Here is a 17,408-nt window from a genome sequence, read left to right as displayed (position 1 = left end):
CTGGATCACTGAGCCACCGAGTTGAGTTCTTCAAGGTGCCGCAGCCAGCGGTCAACACCAGCAGCCAGTGTTACTTGGGGCTTCCAACCAAGACCCTCTAGTTTGGTGCCTGACAGGCCTTGGAAGGCGACCTTGTTCGTAGCGAACGCATCGCTTTCGGTTTCAAATCGTAGCTCTAGGTGCCTCTCCGGGCGCGCAGCCAGGAACGTTTCGGCAAGCTCACGGATGGACACTAATCCAGTATTGTCCGAAACGTTGTAGGCACCGGCCTCGCCCTTCAGGATGGCGGCAAGCATGCCTGCAACGGCGTCACCAATATACGTGTAAGAGCGCTGTGCTAGACCTGCTGACTTCATGATGATGTCCTGCCCCTCGAACATGTCTCGAGCGAAGTCCGCCTGAACACGGCCGTCATCTAGAGCAATTCCCGGGCCGTAGATATGCCCGAAGCGCGCAACAGTGTTCTTAATGCCAAACTGGTAGTTGTAAACGGCACTGAAAGTCTCAGAAGCGCGCTTGCCCTCTGTGTAGCACGCACGGGGGTTGAGGATATCCACGCCGCCGTACTGGTCCTCCTCAATGAGATGGACCTCGCCGGGAACATTGCCGTAGATCTCGGCTGAAGACATCATGGTGAATGATTTAGCGCCAACCTCGCGGCAGAACTCAAGGAGGTTGTGCGTACCCAGAACATTTGCGGCAATTGTGCCAGCTGGGTCTTTAGCATGATTCTTTGGCTGGGCCGCACTGGCACCATGAATCACATGTGTAATCCCCGAGAGTCCCTCGATCGGAGTCACAACGTCCTGTTGGATGAAAACGAGATCCTCACGTTCCAGCAAGTCCCCGTACAGTCTGGTCATCTTCTCTGCGTTGCGGGCAAGAGCGTAGACAACGATCCCTAGACCATGTGCGTCATTGGCAGCGAGCAAGCTGAGGACGGTGTATGAAGGGATCATCCCGGAGGCGCCAGTGACGAGTATCCTCGCGTCGCGAAGTTGCTCCCACGGGAGATCTAGCTCTGTTATACGGTTGACGTCATCTTGGATAATTGAGCTGACTTGAGACAATCTATTCTCCGCTCGGCATACCGTAGAGTTTCTGGTTCTCGATAATGCTGAAGTAGGTTCGCGCCACGTGAAGATCATCCGCAGTGGTGATCTTGATATTCGTTTTCGGCCCAGTGATCCGATTGATCTCTTCGCCATACTTGTACATCAGCGAACACGAATCGATCGAATCATTCTCTCCCTCGCTCACCGCACGATCGTAGAGAGCGAGGATTTCACCTAGCCTGAAGCTCTGGGGAGCCTGGGCGGCGTACAGATGGTCGCGAGGAATCACATTCATAATCTTGTGATCGCGGGACTCAACGATCGTCTCCGTGACCTTTGAGCACGTGATCGCATTCCCCTTGCGCTTCACGAGGTCGATGTTGTCCGAGATGATCTTTGCGTCAATGAGCGGGCGGACTCCATCGTGAACCAGAACTACCGCATCCTCAGGGCAATCGGCCGCGATAGCCTTCAGGGCGTTGTGGCGTGATTCTTGGCCAGTGGAACCGCCGTTAACGACCCACCGGACTTTTTCGATATCGAATCGGCGGATTAGCTTCTCTAGCTCTGCACGCGCAGAGGGCAGAATAGCCACCGCGATGGCGTCGATCTCCGGGTGTTGCTCGAAAAGTTCGAGCGTGTGGACAATCACCGGCTTGCCGTGAATCTCAAGGAACTGCTTAGGCACGGTTCCCGCCTTCATGCGTGAACCGACTCCTCCGGCAAACAGTACGGCAATGTTCATGTTCTACTCCTGAGGTTGTTTCCCTAAGATCAGCCAATCAATGAACCGATCAGAAGAATGGGTATCGATCCGGTCAAAGTTCTCTTCGCGGAATTGTGCGGCCTTCTCCAATTCGTAGTCCTCATTCTTCAGAGCGTTGAGAAGATCATCGAACGTGAGACAAACCTTGCCAGGCGCTGCTTCATCATAGTCACGATGGAACCCGCGTGTTGCGGAATAGAGATCCCTGTCGTATGCAAAGAACAGCATAGGGCGATCTAGCAGAGAGTACTCATAGATAATCGATGAATAGTCCGAGATCAGGACATCCGCTGAATGCAGGAGCCCAAGCCCGTCATGGTAATGCGTGAGATCGATGAATCGATCCTTATGCTCCGGCTTGATCGGCACGGGTTCGGTGACAAAGTGGTGCATCCGGAATCCGAACACAGTGTCCTCACCACAGAACTCGTATAGCGCGTCAAAATCGATTCGCGAGTAATCGTAGTAGGCATCCTTCATCCCGCGCCCGCGGAACGTTGGGCCAAACAGAATCAGACGCTTGCCTTCAACCTGAGGATAGGCCGCCTTGAACTCTCTAAGCGCTTTGGACTTGCCCTCCTCGGAGAGGAAGTGATCGATACGAGGTAGACCCGTGGGAACAATTGCGGATTCTTCGATACCGAATACATCCGCATACACGGGAATCAGGTTCTTTGAACCCACAATCGCGTGATCGTAGTAGCGGTGCGGGTTCTTCAGAACTGGCGAGCCATAGTTCCCGAAGCGGGCATACCCAACTGACTTAAAGCCAACCCCAGCGTGCCATGCCTGAATAATCTCCGTCTTCGGGTCAATATCCAGAACTCCTAGAGACGCGAAATAATCATCCACGATCAGGATATCGGCGTTGGCGATCATCTGGACTTGACGGATGCGCTCTTGGATCGAGCGCGTAGTCGAGAGCATGCAATTTTCAGTGATTGTGAACTCTCTGTCTAGGCCTCGCTCCAGCAACCTATCCCGGATGGCTTCCAGATTTCCGCCCAGCGACGTTCTAGCCTCAGAAGCTAGCAAAATCACGGGCTTATCCGGCCTTCTACTGGCACGGGTGCTGCGATAGATACCGTTGAGTACCTTAATTCGGTTATCTTTGCCGAGTAGCTTCCTTTTCACGCGGCCTGCATACCCTACTTTGGGCTTGCCACGCCCGCGGGCGAACGCATAAGTCAATGTGTGCAGGTCTGGCCTCAGATCATCCTCGCTGAGCCTGAACGTTACCGTATATGCCGAGAAGTTCTGGTTGTATACGTAGTTGCGGGATTGTTCGGGCAACCTGTCCGCATACTCAAGATGGATTCGAGCTGGAACGCCGAATGAGTTATCAAGGACGGGGACGATCATCCATGAACCGTTGGGAACAGCTTTCCGGTCCCAGAAATTTGTCACGTTGATCTCGAGGGAATACAGACCGTCTCCCAGCGGAACGGCATCATAGAAGTAGCCTGAATGTCCACCCATCACCATGAAACGTAAGCCAGTTAGGTCGGCCCCCGGCGCTACAGGATTCCACTGCATCGACCGGTGTTCCGGAGCTACATTTTCCCCTACCTTAGTTGCATCAGCCCCCCTATCACGGGCTTGCGCCTTCTCGAGCGCATTGCTCGCCTCTGAAAAGAACTCCTCATAATGGGAGGCTGGCATTGCTGGCTGGTCAGGTGAATCTGCTGTCAATCGCCCCGACAGTTCCAAGATGAACCTGAGATGGATATTCTCGTGCCACTCGATGGAAGTAACCACCGCGTCGAAGTCCAACAGGGTTCCCTGCGCCGCCGGAGCCACAACTCCAGATGCTCCATTTGTATCTTCTAAGGGCACGCTTCCTCCGATTCGCACTATCTACTTCGCCGTTTATTCTATTCAGGTCCGTATGTCCATGTGCTAGGTAGTGGTAGTGAGGACATACTCAACTTCCAATTGCTACTTGGCCGCGCGGAACTCTTTGTACGCGTTCACTACTTCCTTGGGATTGCCGTCTGCCATCATGTCCCCCTTATTGAGCCACAAGACACGCGTGCAGTTGTTGTGGATATCCTTCATCGAATGGCTGACCAAGAACACTGTTCCAGCAGCCTCTTTGAGTTCCTGAATACGCTCAGCACTCTTGGTCCGGAAATCGGCATCGCCAACGGCGAGCGCCTCATCAATGATCAAGATTTCACGCGGGACGGCGGTGGTGATTGAGAAGCGTAGGCGAGCAGACATGCCCGAAGAATAGGTTCGCATGGGAAGCTCAATCGAATCTCCCAAGCCGGAGAACTCCACGATTTGTGGGTGAACCGCGCGAGCTTCCTCAAGGCTCATGCCCATCGCCAGACAACCGAGCAATATGTTCTTGGAGCCTGACAGATCTCTGATCAATGACGCACCGATCGCCAACAGAACTGGCTTATCAGTCGCATACACGCTGCCTGAGGTAGGCATTTCGAGTCCCGCGACAGCTCGCATCAGGGTGGACTTCCCGGAGCCATTTGTTCCAATCAGCCCTATAACTTCGCCGCGTTCAGCGGTGAAGCTGACCTTCTTCACGGCCTCAATCACACGAGTTTCTTGCTTCGAGAACCCGAACAGGTTCGTCTTCTGCTCTTTCGACTTCACGCCAATCTTGAAGTTGATGCTTACATCGTCTACAAGTACTGAGGTGTTCGGCGAAACGGATTGAGAGAGTACCTTACTCGGAGCGGCCATAGATCTGCTCTCCCCTCCAGAAGTAGACAACACCAACGGGCAGAACAATTGCCGTTGCTACCAATATAACGATCCAATCTTGGGTCAACACAGGATATTCGGTGAGGAACGCTCCTCTAGCCAATGCAAGGAAGGAATGGACTGGATTGAGCCTCAGGATATCAAGCGCGGTCTGATACTCACTCAGCAAGTTCTCGAGCGCGAAAATTACTCCCGAGCCGTACATCATCAAACGTTGGATGAATGGCAAGAAGCTCGTGAAATCACGGAAATGGACCGTGAGCCGGGCACAGAAACTTGCTATCCCAAAACAGAACAGGATGTACACCGCCATGATCGGAATGATCAGGAACCACGACGGTGTGACGGTGTTTGCAAGCTGCCAGTGCCCTTCATGCCTTACCGGCATTAATACAAGCAGCACAATCAGCACCAGCAGAACGAAGGCTATGTTGATGAACTCTCGAATGACGGTTGAAAGCGGCAGAGCAAGCCGGGGAAATGAGATCGTCTTGATGAGCGATTCGTTGTGAATCACAGCGACAGCCCCACCCTTGAGGGTGGAAGCAAAAAACTCAAAGAGAAAGACACCTGTGATCAGGAAGGAGATGTAGTTCTCTGGCCGGCTATTACCAAGCAAGAGCCCGAAGATGATCCCGTAAACGCCTGCGTTCAAGAGAGGCCGAAGAACTACCCACCCTAGGCCCACCTTGGTGCGAGCGTTGGCGGTAAACACTTGATACCACGCAAGATATGCTGCGAAGGGAAGGCGCTGCCATGTTTGAGCCAAGTACTTAAAGAAAGGTGGCTTAGCTTGAATTGCCTTAAATTCAGGCGATGATTCACCCTCACTCATCCAGTCAATTCTCCTCAAGTCATGCCGCTGAACTCTTGCGGGTACCATAATGCCCCTGTTCAGCCAGCCATTACAAAATGCGGTGCGTCAAGCCACAGCTAATACTCCAAAACTGGCGAGCGCTCATTCTCCTTACGTGTATCTAACCGATGCTTGAAAGCAAGCACGATCCTACCGCAGTATTCCCGAGAGTTCGCGTGGTGTTGGCGATACCTAGCCGCCGATGAATGCGCGGACTACCTGTTTTGTTGTGTCAGGGCTGTCCCATGATTCGAACTCACCTGTTGGAAGCTCCACATCTTTGCTGGCGGAAAGTGCGGAATTTACTTCCTGAATGAGGCCAGCCTCTTCGAGTACTACGGGCCCGGGAAGATCGTCAAGATCCATGTAGAAACCTCGCAGATGATCACGATAGTTCACGAGGTCCTTCATGAAGAAGACCACCGGACGCTTGAGCGCTGCGTAATCGAAAAACACCGAGGAGTAGTCAGTGATGAGAACATCGGCAACGGCATACAGATCGTTAATGTCCGCCACGTTACTGGCATCGATGATCTGGCCAGCGAACTCATCAAAATCTGGCCGTTCGGTGATCATGTAGTGCGCACGAAAGAGCATCACTGCATCTTGGCCAAATCCCTGTGCGAGTTGGTGGTAATCAACCGGCTCCTTGAAGACGTATCCGTTTGCACTATCAAGCGAATCGTCACGCCACGTGGGGGCGTATAGGATCACCTTCTTGCCAACCGGGATGCCTAGGATCTCGCGGATACGCTGGATTTCGCCCTCGTTATATTCAAACAACCTCGTATTGCGCGGAAGCCCGTATCGCAGGTGCTTAACGTGCTTTCCAAGCCGCTCCAGCTCGAAGGCACCGGAGAGCGTACGCTCCCCAAACTCGGACTGGAAGGTGAAGGCATCAAAACGGGGAACATCCAAGCGGTTCTTACGGCGATAGTCACGGGCGCCGTTGATCGCGGTGTTGGTTCCCAGCACGTCAGCACGCAAGCGCTTCAAGGAAGTGCCGTGCCAGCACTGCAGCATCTTCTGCCCCTGCCGCTTACGAACTGTTGCGGGCAGCATCGCATTCGTTATCCAATACTGAGCCGTTCCATATACACGGAAGTACTCATCAGTCCCGTATCCCACAATCCGCGTTTGTGGATCCTCAACCAACTCCGCCGGTGCGCTTGACGGATGGATCAGACACCATACGAACTTCCAGTCGCTAAACTCCGGATTCGACACCATGTACTCGTAGATGGCACGCGGCGAGCAGGAATAGCTTCGGCCGGCGTAGCTCTCGAATACGACAGTTTTGGGCACTATCGGTCCGCGCCGATCTGGCCAGTGAAGCACAAGCCCATCCAGCCAGAGCAGATAATCCCTCGCCGCACGAGCAACCGGCATTCCCCGGAACGTTCTCAGCAACCTACGAATGTTCACGTGCCACTGTTCCCTTCAACGGCAGGCCAAGCGTCTTTGCCAGCCTCCGGCAGTTCTGATCATCCCGCGTCTCGATATAGGTATCCATGAAGCGAGCAAAACCATCGCTGTGTGCTGATGCTTGCTCGTCAAGCAATGTAATTGCCTCCGACGGCGACTTTGTGATCAGGTCCGCGAGCTCTGACTCAAAATCGAACGTGAAGCCCGGAGAACGCCGATAATCCTCGATATCGTAGGCCCAGAAGGCGACCGGAACTCCCAAGATACCTGCCTCATAGACAGCACCGGAATAGTCAGTGATCATGCCGTCGGCCCCCGCCAGAAGTCTCAAGAGTTCGGGCTCCCTGCTGACGATGAGGCCAGGTACCGTGCCAACAGTTTGGGCGTCCCGTGGGTGGATCTGCAGCATGAGCTGAGCGTTCGAGTCTTGCAAGGGCTCAACAAGCTCTGCAACGGGAACAGTGGCATGGTCACGGAATGTTGGCGCATAGAGATAGATTGGGCGCTCTGGATCAAGGTTGTACTTCTGCACCAACTCTTGACGAGCCCACGCTCTATCAACGTTCACCAGATAATCGATCCGGGGCGATCCGATCACTTCCACGATTTCACGAGGTACACCGAACCCCTTCGCAAATACCTCAGCTGTAGCCGATGAGGGTGCCGCAACCACGCTGTAGTTTTCATGCATCTTCATCAAGTTGGCAACCTCCTCGCTGCTCCCCGCCTCGAGACCGACTGTGAGCCTACCGAATTGCTTGATAGCCCCCAGCGAATGCCACACCTGAGCAACTCGGACTCCACGTCGCAATGGGAACAAGCTGATGGATATCTGGTAACTATCCGTCACCGCCCACTTGGAAGTTGCCAGATAGTACAGCTCCTGTACAAGGGTAAAGAGGTAACGAACCTTATTACCCATTGGGTGGTACATGACCACCACTTCAACTCCGGGGCATTCCCTCGCTACGTATTCCTCGATCAGCTCGAAGTCCAACGAGGAAGTAACGTTCCGTCGCGTCATCAAAACAAGGCGATTGTGCATGGGCAGAAGCTTAAGCAGCGAGTAAAACGCTTCGGCAAAGATACGAAGAACCGGTACGAGCTTCATCGCAAGAGGTTTAACAAGGCTTGACGAATTAACCATAGTTCTCCTGAAGTTACGCGCACGTTACAGAGCCTTACCCTCAAGCGAGAGGCAGCCCGCACCAAACTGGGGGTCAGTGTATACCTTTGCTCCAGCGCTAGCTGGGTGTGAGATCACGCTGCCGAACGGCCCCGAGACGGTGGCCATCGTAGTTACGGAACCTGAAGTTCACCTGAAACGGGTCAGATGCTCGGGGCAACGTTCCGAAAGATGCGATCCCAAAGCTAGGTTCAATGCGAATTTCGCTGATGCGACTGTCAAGTTTTCCGCAGAGCTTCTCAATCTAGAAACCGCGTACGCCTTATCAGCTAGGCTCAGACGATCTTGCCGAACAATGGGTAGATAGTTTGTTCCTTCAGATGAACGCGCGTTCCACCTTTGAAAAGTACTATGTCACCAGGATTCATTAGCTCGACGAGCGCCCGGTTCATCTCGTGGCGGCCCTCAAAGTACTCAGCTTCCATGCCTTCGCGCTTAGCTGCTTCAACCAGATATCGAGAATCTTCACCACAGCACAAGAGGTGATCAACAGGCATTCTGCCAATAGTCTGACCTACGTCTAAATGATCTTGTTCCGACTTTGCACCCAAATCCGGGATATCTCCCACTACAGCAATCCTGCGAGTATTGTCTCCCGCGGGTAAATTACACAGAGTTTCAACAGCAGAGATTACCGAAAGCGGCGTTGAGCTATAGGTGTCAATCAACAGCCTGTACCCGCCAACCTCACAGAAATTCTGTCTGACAGAGTCGGGTACATAGCGCGACAAGCCTGCAGTGATCTTGTACGGTGGTATGCCGGCAAGTCTAGCGACAGCAAATACTGCAACAGCGTTACTGACATTATGCAGACCTTGGAAGTTCAGCAAAGCGTCAAAGACTCCATCAGGAGAGACAATCTGGAACTCTATACGCTCACCGTCGTCGACAATGTTTTTTGCATGATAGGGACAATCAGGGTTACTCATGCTGTAACGAATCGTCCGAACGGGGGGATCCTGTACGTGAAGATATTCGTTATCATCGTTGATCACTAGAGTGCCATCAGAGCGCATACCATCGATAATCTGCATCTTGCCCTTGATAACGTTCTCGATCGTACCCATCTGTCCGAGATGCCCATCGCCTATATTCGTGATGAGGCAAATGTCCGGCTTGATGATGCTCGATACATCATGAGCAGAGCCAACACTCCCGCCGTGGACTTCCTGGATATAAGCTTCATCTTCATCAGTGAGCTTTTGCAGAACAACGCCTGTTGTGAATGCGGTATTGTTATTGCCTTCGATATGTAACGTTCGGTAGTGCCTATCGAATACCGCACTCATCAGTTCCTTGGTCGTTGTCTTGCCCACGGTTCCAGTTACTGCAACGGTGATAGGATCGTATCGGTCACGAATGACGGCTAAGACCTTACGGAAGGCGATTCCTGGTCTTTTGACTACCAGAGTTGGAATCTTGCTGGATGGGGTCTTATCGATAACGCAAACTGCCCCGGCTTTGACTGCGTCATCAACCGTGAAGTTGTCTTGGTCACGACGGTAACTTACGTGCTCAACTAAGACCGCAACACATCCCTTGGTCAAGTCGTCCTTGCGGGTAACCACACGTGCAATTTTCTCTCGCTCCTTGTCCCCGAGTTTCTTTCGGTCCTGCTCCGAGAATCGGACGCCGAGCACCTCCTGGATTTCGAGAAGAGACAGCTGGGAATGGTTGTGCGTTGACATTCGAACTTTGCGAGTTTGGTCCAACGCTAATGCTTCCCCTAACCGCTTGCCGAGAGTAGTACGAACTTGCTTGAAGTCCTGAAGCGAGTAGCTTGCATTGTATTGGCGTACCGCTGGAGCAACGGTCAGCGATGACGTGCCGTAGTGTTCAAACCGCTTCAACGGGACGTATGAGTCCTCGATCTCGAGCGTCATGTCCTCCCTCAAACGGATCACAATACGGATGGCAGCGGATAGATCATCCGTCTGACCAATTCGCCCGGAAATGAACGTCCCAAGAGAACTAGCGATTGGCACAATTCGTCCATCACTGGCGTGGTACTTCGTGTACTTCGAGACAACGGACGGAAGTGTGCAGATTACATAATCAACGCCCAGTTCAGCCATTTGTTTCGCTGCTTCAAAACGATCTTGATATCGGTATTTCTGATCAAATGAGCGGCAATCAAGGTAACCAATGACGAATTGAACTCCGGACTTACGCAGCTCCTTGACTTGCTCCCTAACCCGCTCCGGCTCAAACGTATTGAGAAGGGTTTTAGCTCCCTCGCCCGTGATCATCGTCCGTGTCTTATACGAGTCCAGCGTGTAGGAGACAGGTGCGATTCGGATGCCGTTCACATCGAAGATCGGGAACTTTCGTTCACCTAGACCACTGGGAACGATCCCGCTTTCTCTTACATGTTGCTCGGTAGAAATCAGCCCACGGACTCCCATATCCAGATTGTAAGGGTGTGCGAGCGCCAGGCAGTCAAATCCTGCGTACTCTAATCCATCTAGATACTCTGCTTTCGCATTCGTGTAATGGCTGCCAGCCAATGCCGGTGTCATCGTGCTGATTGAAGGGTATTCAGGAGCCACAAGTGATCCGAAGCTTCCGAGAGAAAGGTCAGCACTGCGGAGTAGCCGCCTCACACTCTTGAAGCGCGATCGGAACTCACTGTGTTCTCCAACGGACCCTGCTGTTTCCATGGGAACGTCATACAGGATCGACCCAGCACAGATAATCGACGCTTCGCCTTGGGCAGATTTTCTTGGCTGCTGCCACAGCCCGTTCTCTGCGTCGAACCTGTAAGAGTCTGCGGAGCTATCAACACCGTTACCAAGTCTCACCATAAGTGGCTCCCGCAAGGAGTGCCGAGACACGACATCAGTATGATCGCTGCCGTCGTATGCTTCCCGATTGACGACACTCTCCGCCGCCAACTGCTGATATTGGTTCCCCATCGTTTCAGCGATACGGCGGCGATCCTCATCTGAAACCGCTTCGTCTGAACCTTCTTCGTACGCGATCACACGCACAGCGCCAGGCTTGCCACGCGGCGCCACGATACGGCATGGGATATATCCATCGCGGACGATCACAACATCTCCCTGCTCATCCCGGCCAAGGACGAGCGAGCCAATGACACTATCCTGCGTATATGGCTTTCTAATTCCTAAATCGGAAATAAAATTGCCTCCGGAATAGACAACCGGAACACGTCGTCCATCTGCCGATTCGAGAATCGTATACTGCTGTGGGCAATGTGAATGTGATCCAAAGACATAATCCGCACCTGAATCGACGAGCATCTGAGCAAACCGCTCTTGACGAGCCGTTATGTTCTCCGTGTACTCTCTTCCCCAGTGGCCACATGCCAATATGAATTCTGCCCCAGCAGCCCTAGCATCGGAAATATCCTTACGGACTCTCTCACCTTCGAAATGACTTGCCAAGGTATTCAGGCCAAGTTCGGAGAAGTACGACTGCTTCATCTTCTGACGAGCTCCATCCAGATAGGCGACTAGACCGATCCGGATCCCGTTTAGCTCGACCAGCACAAAGCGCCGATCTTCGGGATGAATATACATTCCAGCATGGATTAGCTGTGCCTTGTTTAGGGCGCTTAGCGTTTCAGCGACTCCCTTAACGCCCGTGTCGTACATGTGGTTCTGTGCGTTCAAAACAACGTCAAAACCAGCGTTACGCACCGCAGCGAGGAAGGGGTAGGGGGCATTAAGGTGCGGGCGATCATCAACGTATTGCTTCTCATGCATGTACGGAAACGATTCAGCGACCATTGTCTCCATGTTTCCGATCGTTAGGTCAGCAGACTGCAGCACCGGTTGAACGCTCTCAAATCCTGCTGAGAAATCATACGTGCTGTCCTTGAGCCCATGTCTTTGTTGGAACACGCGACACATTAAGTCGCCTGTGAAAGCGATGGTTACATCGTCCGTCTCGGCCCGGGTGCCGCTTGTTTTATAGACGCCATCGACTAGCGTAAAACGAGAAGGGCAAACCTCGGGAGTATGCTCGTCGCTGTCGTGATGAGCCTCATCCACAGCGGGTCTGATCTGATAAGCGTTGACAAGTTGCGCCAATTTGGCGTCGTCCTTCAACAAGTCGTCAACATCAAACCCCTGATCCTGTCCCATCATGGATGAGACCGGTGCCGCTTCAGCGGTCGTGACAACTTGTCTCGTGTGTTCTCCGACAATGGAATGCACCGGAGATTCTTCTTCACAAAGCACTGTCGTATTCGCGGGAAAGCAATCCTCGCCCAAAGCTGCCACGGAACTTGGCACGCGTATGTTAAGGAGCGATGTGCAACCGGCAAAAACGCCATCCGCGAGCTCTTGCAAATTAGAATGGAGCCATATCGAACTGAGATTAATGCAACCACGGAATACGCCCGAACTCAGCTTGGTTACCTTATAAGGAACCACAATACGATTCAATCCAACACAATCCGCAAATGCTTCTGAACCTATGTATTCGAGCCCGGTCGGAAGGTTCTCCTCGGTAAGACTGCGATCCACACGCATGGTGGCGCTAATACCTGTCTTAACGAAATGCGGCAAGCGCTGAAGACTCCGGCAATTCTTAAAACTACGCTTGCAGAGCCTCCGAAGTTCATATGGAAGCATCACAACTCGAAGTGACTTGCAGTTTTCAAAGCACGCCGCGTTGATGACGGTCAGCTCACTCGAAAGCTCCACATACTCAAGGCTGGAGCAATTTCTGAACGCTCGAGACCCAATTGAAATCACCTCAGAGGGCATCACGACGCTGACTATAGATGAAGCACCTTGAAACGCCGATCTCCGAATCTCCGTTACTGGGAGCGTAGAAACCTTGGACGGAATAACGACGTCACGGAGATCTGGCTCAACCCCGATCACGCTGGCATGATCGTCAAAGGTTTCAAGATGGACACCGTCAACAGTAACCTGTCCGGTTGAACGATTAGCCTTCACGTGCCCGTCACCCCGAGATGATCCTGATGATCTCTTCCCCGAAGCACGCACTGACGACGTTGTACGACCTATTAAATGACGCAGCCTGTCCTTAACCATGAGTCCTTTGTACTCCATTCCAAAAGTTAGTCATTTTCGTGCCTAGAAAGGCAATCTAGTAAAGATATTCGAGCCTCGGCCTGCACTCATCCCAGCTTTGATTAAGCCTGAAAATTCTGTGCATAGACCATCTCGGATAGGTAGGTTTTCATCGGTCAAGCTTCGCCCACCCGGGCCTAGGCTCACCCAACACAGCCATGTCCACCTCTTCATCTGTCACCGATTGGCTATGGGTCCGCCGGCTCAGGTAGAAAGCTAGGCCAACCATGATCCAGACCCCCAAGGCGATGAACGACGGTACCGAAAGCTGAGCGGGCGAACCGGGTGCTAGGAGCAGGATCATGAAGATCACGGCAACGATTACGCCAAAACCGGCTAGCAGCTTGCGGGTAGTGGATGCGGACTCAGCAACGTCTTCTTCTTGCCCAGACCACCGGAACATCTTGTAGGCGCATAGGCAGGTGTAGGTAAAGGCAAACGTGAACCCGATCGATGCCATATCCACAATCCAGTTCAGTGCATTACGCCCGAACCAAGGAGCGATGAGGCAAATCGCCAGAACGAACCAGATACCGACACTTGGGGTTCCATGCTTCTTGTTAATTCGCGCGAAGGCGGGAGGGATCATTTGGGCACGGCCCATCGCTAGCAGAACTCTCGAACTAGACATATAGAACCCGTTCAGGCCTGTCGCGATCCCCATGAAGGCGGCAACGCACAGCAGGATGAGTCCGATCGGCCCAAGAGCCCCAGAGATGACGTCAGCAGTCATCCATACAGACTTCTTCTCTAGCTCTTCCTGCCAAGGCGCTCCGGCCGCGGTGGCTAGAATCATCGCCACATATACGACCGTGGCCGCAATCAATGACCACACGATGAGTTTTGAGGCTTTAGACGCAGAGAAGTTGAATTCCTCTGCGGTTTGAGGAATGTTATCGAATCCGATAAACGCCCAAGGCGCGATCGCCACAATGGAGAGAATCCCAGCGATAGGCACTGTATCGGGGTTGAATGCGAGTTCTAGATTCTCAAGCGAGCCCTCGGAGGAACTCAGCACTCCAATGAGGATGATCGCGACTGCGCCAATCATCAGTACACACATGTAGAACTGGAGCCGGGCCGAGTTGCCTCCGCCACGCACGTTGAGCACAGCGAAGATAAGCAGTGCGGCGGTTGCCACTAGGATCTCCCCGAGGTACACGTCCCAGCCAGCGATCGTATACAGATACCCCTGCTCGGCTACCTGCGGCACAACACGCTTTGCTAACAGGCCCAAGGCGGAGGCGTTGAGCGCCACGATCGAGGCATAGCCGAGGGTCATGAACCACGCGCAGATGTATGCGTGGCGGCGCCCGAAGCCGACGAGGGTATACGCGAACGCGCCTCCCGAAACGGGGAAGATTCGAGCGAGGAACCCGTAGCTCATGCCAACGATGATCATCAGGGCGCCGCCGATCGCTAAACCTAGCATCGCGCCCACGGGCCCCGCGGTGTCCATCCAGTCGGATGGAAGCACGAATGCTCCCCAACCAACCGCGGAGCCCAAGGCAATTGCCCAGACCCAGTGTGGCTTGAGGTTCTTGCTCAACCGGTCGGTGCTCGCATCGCTAGCATCACTGCTTGACATGTGGTTACTCCTCGTCGGCCTTTCGTGTCTCTTCAAATTCACGGAGGTCAGCCGGATAGTTGAAATCGCCAGTTCCATCAGCAATACGAACTAGCTTTTCCTCCGGAAACTTGGATTGCCCAAGCGGTACGCCTAGGTAGGACCAGTACAGTTGCCAGCCCTTGCACTCTGCGATTTGGCCTGAAAGATAGGCACTCCGCACGTTGTCAAGGTTGTGCTTCATGGTGCCGGCGTCGTTTGCCCGAACCGCAATAATGCTGCGTTCTGTGGCGTAGAAGGTCATCGGCTCACTGGTGGGGGCCATAATTCTCTCGATGGCCGCATCGGTATAGAACGTATCGCCGTAGAGGAAAGTTACATCATCTTGGATAAGCTCAAGGACGAAGCGATCAAGCTCAAGAGCTTTAGATTCGGGGGTATGCCGAATGGCTCCGGGCGTCTCGTACTTCGGGTTATCTGAGGAAATATAGATCTCGGCCGAAGGGTCCCTAGTGCTCACCTGACGGACAACCCGAGCAAGGAGGGTCTCTCCCTCGATCGTTATCAGATGCTTGGGGATCCCGCGGTAGCAATTCCAACGCATTCCCAGCCCATTAGCCATAATCACATATCGTGACGTCACCGAATCACTCCGTAAGCGCGGTAGAAATCACCAAGTTCGTTCTGACGCTGTGGTCCCCAAACTTGGATGATGTTCACCCCGGAGGAGGTGTTGGCCTCGATGATGTAAGGACCATCTTCTGCCAGAAGAATGTCCCAGGCTACAAACTGGAGGTAGGGGAACTGTTCCGCCAGTTCGATCATCTTGTCTTTGAGCGCATCCCACTGAGGGATACGTTCACCCTGAATCGGCGCCTGAGAGTTCGGATGTACGGGATGGACTGATAGCGACCAAAGTGACTTGGCCTCGCTCAACTCACCGGTCTCGAGGTCAATCTTGGATACGAGCCCTCCAACGCTTCCGTTATCAATCGGGATCGTCTTTGCCGTGCCTAGCCTCAGCACAGCAAAGAACACCTTGAACCGCCCGCTCGCGGGATCGCGCATTGTGATGAGCCGGATCGTGTTGGAAGTCTTGTCATAGATCTTGGCCAGGCCCGAATGCTGATCGATACAACGGCAGAAGAACCAGCCATCTTGTTTGCGCAACAGCACCTCAAGGTCTGTCTGAGACACGGGAGATTCGTCAATCAGGAACTTGCCGTCGGTGTAGTCAAGACGATGAACGCCTTTGCCCTTGCCGGCGCCGATCGGCTTCATGAATACTGACCCGGCCTCAACCACGGTGTCGATTGCCCCTTGAACGTTCGAGAGGTTCTTCCGATCGGAGTACCGCATGAACCGGCCCTTGTTCTTGACGAACAACGTTTCCGGCACCTGTGCATAATCCTTCAGGACCTCGGCGCACACAACCTTATTGTTCAGCATGGGGTTGAACGGATCATTGATGAATCGTGAGCGGTACCAGTCGAACTCGGAGAGATACGCGGACTTTGGGCGGTGCCGCAAATCGTAGAGCACGTCCTGATCTGGCACAAAGCCTCCCGCAAATGCCAGATAGAGCCGGCGCCACATTGGCACATTAAAGTGGTTCGGAGCGAACAAGATCCTTACCACCCATAAGTAGGACAGCTTCAGAAACTTCACTGTCTTCTTTACAGCGACTGGCATAGCCGTCCCTTCTCTTCAAGAGCAGCCACAAGATCGGCGGTGGAATGCCCTGGGTCTTCAAATATGTACTTGCTCCGATACCGCTCAAGCGCACTTGTTGGGTATGGCGAGTGGATCATCGTTTGGAGTTCGTTCTGCGTGCGCGCAACTAGCTCCGGGAATTCGCTCGGCAGATCTAGGTTCAGACCGTTTTGCTGGGTGTACTGAGCGTAGTCATACAGGTAGTAGAGCGTCTTAATATTCAGCAACGCCCCTTCAATGGCAATTGCTGAGTAGTCCGTGATGAGGAGGTCCGCGATAGTTAAGAGTTCCATTCCGCTGAATTCGCGGCAATCTACGATTTTTGACGACGATGACGCCAAAGGCTGGTTCGCATGACCCTTCACCACGAGGTGGCAGGAATCAAGATCAAGGCTTCTAGCCACGCCATCAACGCCCTCTCTGGTGGTGTGATGGCGCCTGAACGTGGGCGCATACAAAACTATCGGGAGGCCATCATCTAGCTCTGGGTAACTATCTAGGATTGTTCGGCGCGAGCTCTCCCTGTCGTGGAGTAAATGATCAGCACGCGGTAGCCCGATGTTGAGGATCTGGTTCTCTTCAATTCCGAATGATGCGCAATAGGCGGGGTTCCAAGCCTTGGCACCAGCAACCACGTAATCGTATCCGCTGTGCATCCGAAGCTCTCCGGCCACTTTCGGGGACCAACCTTGCGCCTTGCCGACTGTCTGAAGCCCGGACTTCTTAATCTTCCCCAGAGAATGCCATAGCTGGATCACAGTGAGATCTTCCTTGTGGTTCACAGCAGACACCGCTGGCCAATACGATTCAAGAATGGCAACGCGCGACGTTGCAAGATGATAAAGGCTGATGAATTGTGCCCGCATGAATGAGATCTTTGATCGAACAGATTTCCCCATACGCCTTGTGATCACAACAGTCTTTGCGCGCGGATAGGTGTTACGGATCTGCCCACGCGTCAATTGCAGATCTATCGATGGATCATTTGACTGCCTGCTGAGAACAACCACCTTGCATGGATCAGTCTTGCAGAACCACTTCATT

At 53.2% G+C, this 17,408-nt stretch carries 12 protein-coding genes; all 12 read right to left on the bottom strand.

Annotated elements, in window-relative coordinates; genetic code table 11:
* Positions 1-5 precede the first annotated feature (5 nt).
* The 12 genes from DD236_RS03150 to DD236_RS03095 all read right to left on the bottom strand — a co-directional run bounded on the left by DD236_RS03150 (position 6) and on the right by DD236_RS03095 (position 17,407).
* Positions 6-1,070 (bottom strand): NAD-dependent epimerase/dehydratase family protein, encoded by a 1,065-nt coding sequence (locus DD236_RS03150; protein ID WP_207785669.1) that lies wholly within the window; start codon positions 1,068-1,070, stop codon positions 6-8.
* 1 nt (position 1,071) lies between these two features.
* Positions 1,072-1,800 (bottom strand): IspD/TarI family cytidylyltransferase, encoded by a 729-nt coding sequence (locus DD236_RS03145; RefSeq protein ID WP_109092897.1) that lies wholly within the window; start codon positions 1,798-1,800, stop codon positions 1,072-1,074.
* 3 nt (positions 1,801-1,803) lie between these two features.
* Complete coding sequence (locus DD236_RS03140; protein WP_109092896.1) at positions 1,804-3,657, bottom strand: CDP-glycerol glycerophosphotransferase family protein; 1,854 nt, start codon at positions 3,655-3,657, stop codon at positions 1,804-1,806.
* A gap of 102 nt (positions 3,658-3,759) precedes the next feature.
* The gene (locus DD236_RS03135) at positions 3,760-4,527 is read right to left on the bottom strand and encodes an ABC transporter ATP-binding protein (RefSeq protein WP_109092895.1); all 768 of its coding nucleotides are present in this window, start codon (positions 4,525-4,527) and stop codon (positions 3,760-3,762) included.
* Positions 4,511-5,383 (bottom strand): ABC transporter permease, encoded by an 873-nt coding sequence (locus tag DD236_RS03130; RefSeq protein ID WP_165819811.1) that lies wholly within the window; start codon positions 5,381-5,383, stop codon positions 4,511-4,513. The genes DD236_RS03135 and DD236_RS03130 overlap by 17 nt, the downstream gene beginning before the upstream one ends.
* Positions 5,384-5,596: 213 nt before the next feature.
* Entirely contained in the window at positions 5,597-6,793 is a 1,197-nt protein-coding gene (locus DD236_RS03125) for a CDP-glycerol glycerophosphotransferase family protein (protein ID WP_133246048.1), read from the bottom strand.
* 22 nt (positions 6,794-6,815) lie between these two features.
* Positions 6,816-7,940 (bottom strand): CDP-glycerol glycerophosphotransferase family protein, encoded by a 1,125-nt coding sequence (locus DD236_RS03120; RefSeq protein ID WP_165819810.1) that lies wholly within the window; start codon positions 7,938-7,940, stop codon positions 6,816-6,818.
* Positions 7,941-8,290: 350 nt separating this feature from the next.
* Positions 8,291-12,946, bottom strand: coding sequence for a CapA family protein (locus DD236_RS03115; RefSeq protein ID WP_165819809.1), 4,656 nt, complete (start codon positions 12,944-12,946; stop codon positions 8,291-8,293).
* A 247-nt stretch (positions 12,947-13,193) separates the two neighbouring features.
* Positions 13,194-14,672, bottom strand: coding sequence for an APC family permease (locus DD236_RS03110; protein WP_109092890.1), 1,479 nt, complete (start codon positions 14,670-14,672; stop codon positions 13,194-13,196).
* A gap of 4 nt (positions 14,673-14,676) precedes the next feature.
* Positions 14,677-15,294 (bottom strand): hypothetical protein, encoded by a 618-nt coding sequence (locus tag DD236_RS03105; protein WP_133246047.1) that lies wholly within the window; start codon positions 15,292-15,294, stop codon positions 14,677-14,679.
* Positions 15,291-16,343, bottom strand: coding sequence for a sugar-transfer associated ATP-grasp domain-containing protein (locus DD236_RS03100; RefSeq protein ID WP_109092888.1), 1,053 nt, complete (start codon positions 16,341-16,343; stop codon positions 15,291-15,293). The genes DD236_RS03105 and DD236_RS03100 overlap by 4 nt, the downstream gene beginning before the upstream one ends.
* A complete protein-coding gene (locus DD236_RS03095; protein ID WP_243409952.1) occupies positions 16,328-17,407 on the bottom strand; it encodes a CDP-glycerol glycerophosphotransferase family protein in 1,080 nt (359 codons plus the stop codon). The genes DD236_RS03100 and DD236_RS03095 overlap by 16 nt, the downstream gene beginning before the upstream one ends.
* Position 17,408: the final 1 nt, after the last annotated feature.

Origin of the sequence: Ancrocorticia populi (genome assembly GCF_003123745.1) — a bacterium.
GTDB classification, from domain to species: domain Bacteria; phylum Actinomycetota; class Actinomycetes; order Actinomycetales; family Actinomycetaceae; genus Ancrocorticia; species Ancrocorticia populi.
This window is presented reverse-complemented; position numbering and strand designations above follow the sequence as displayed.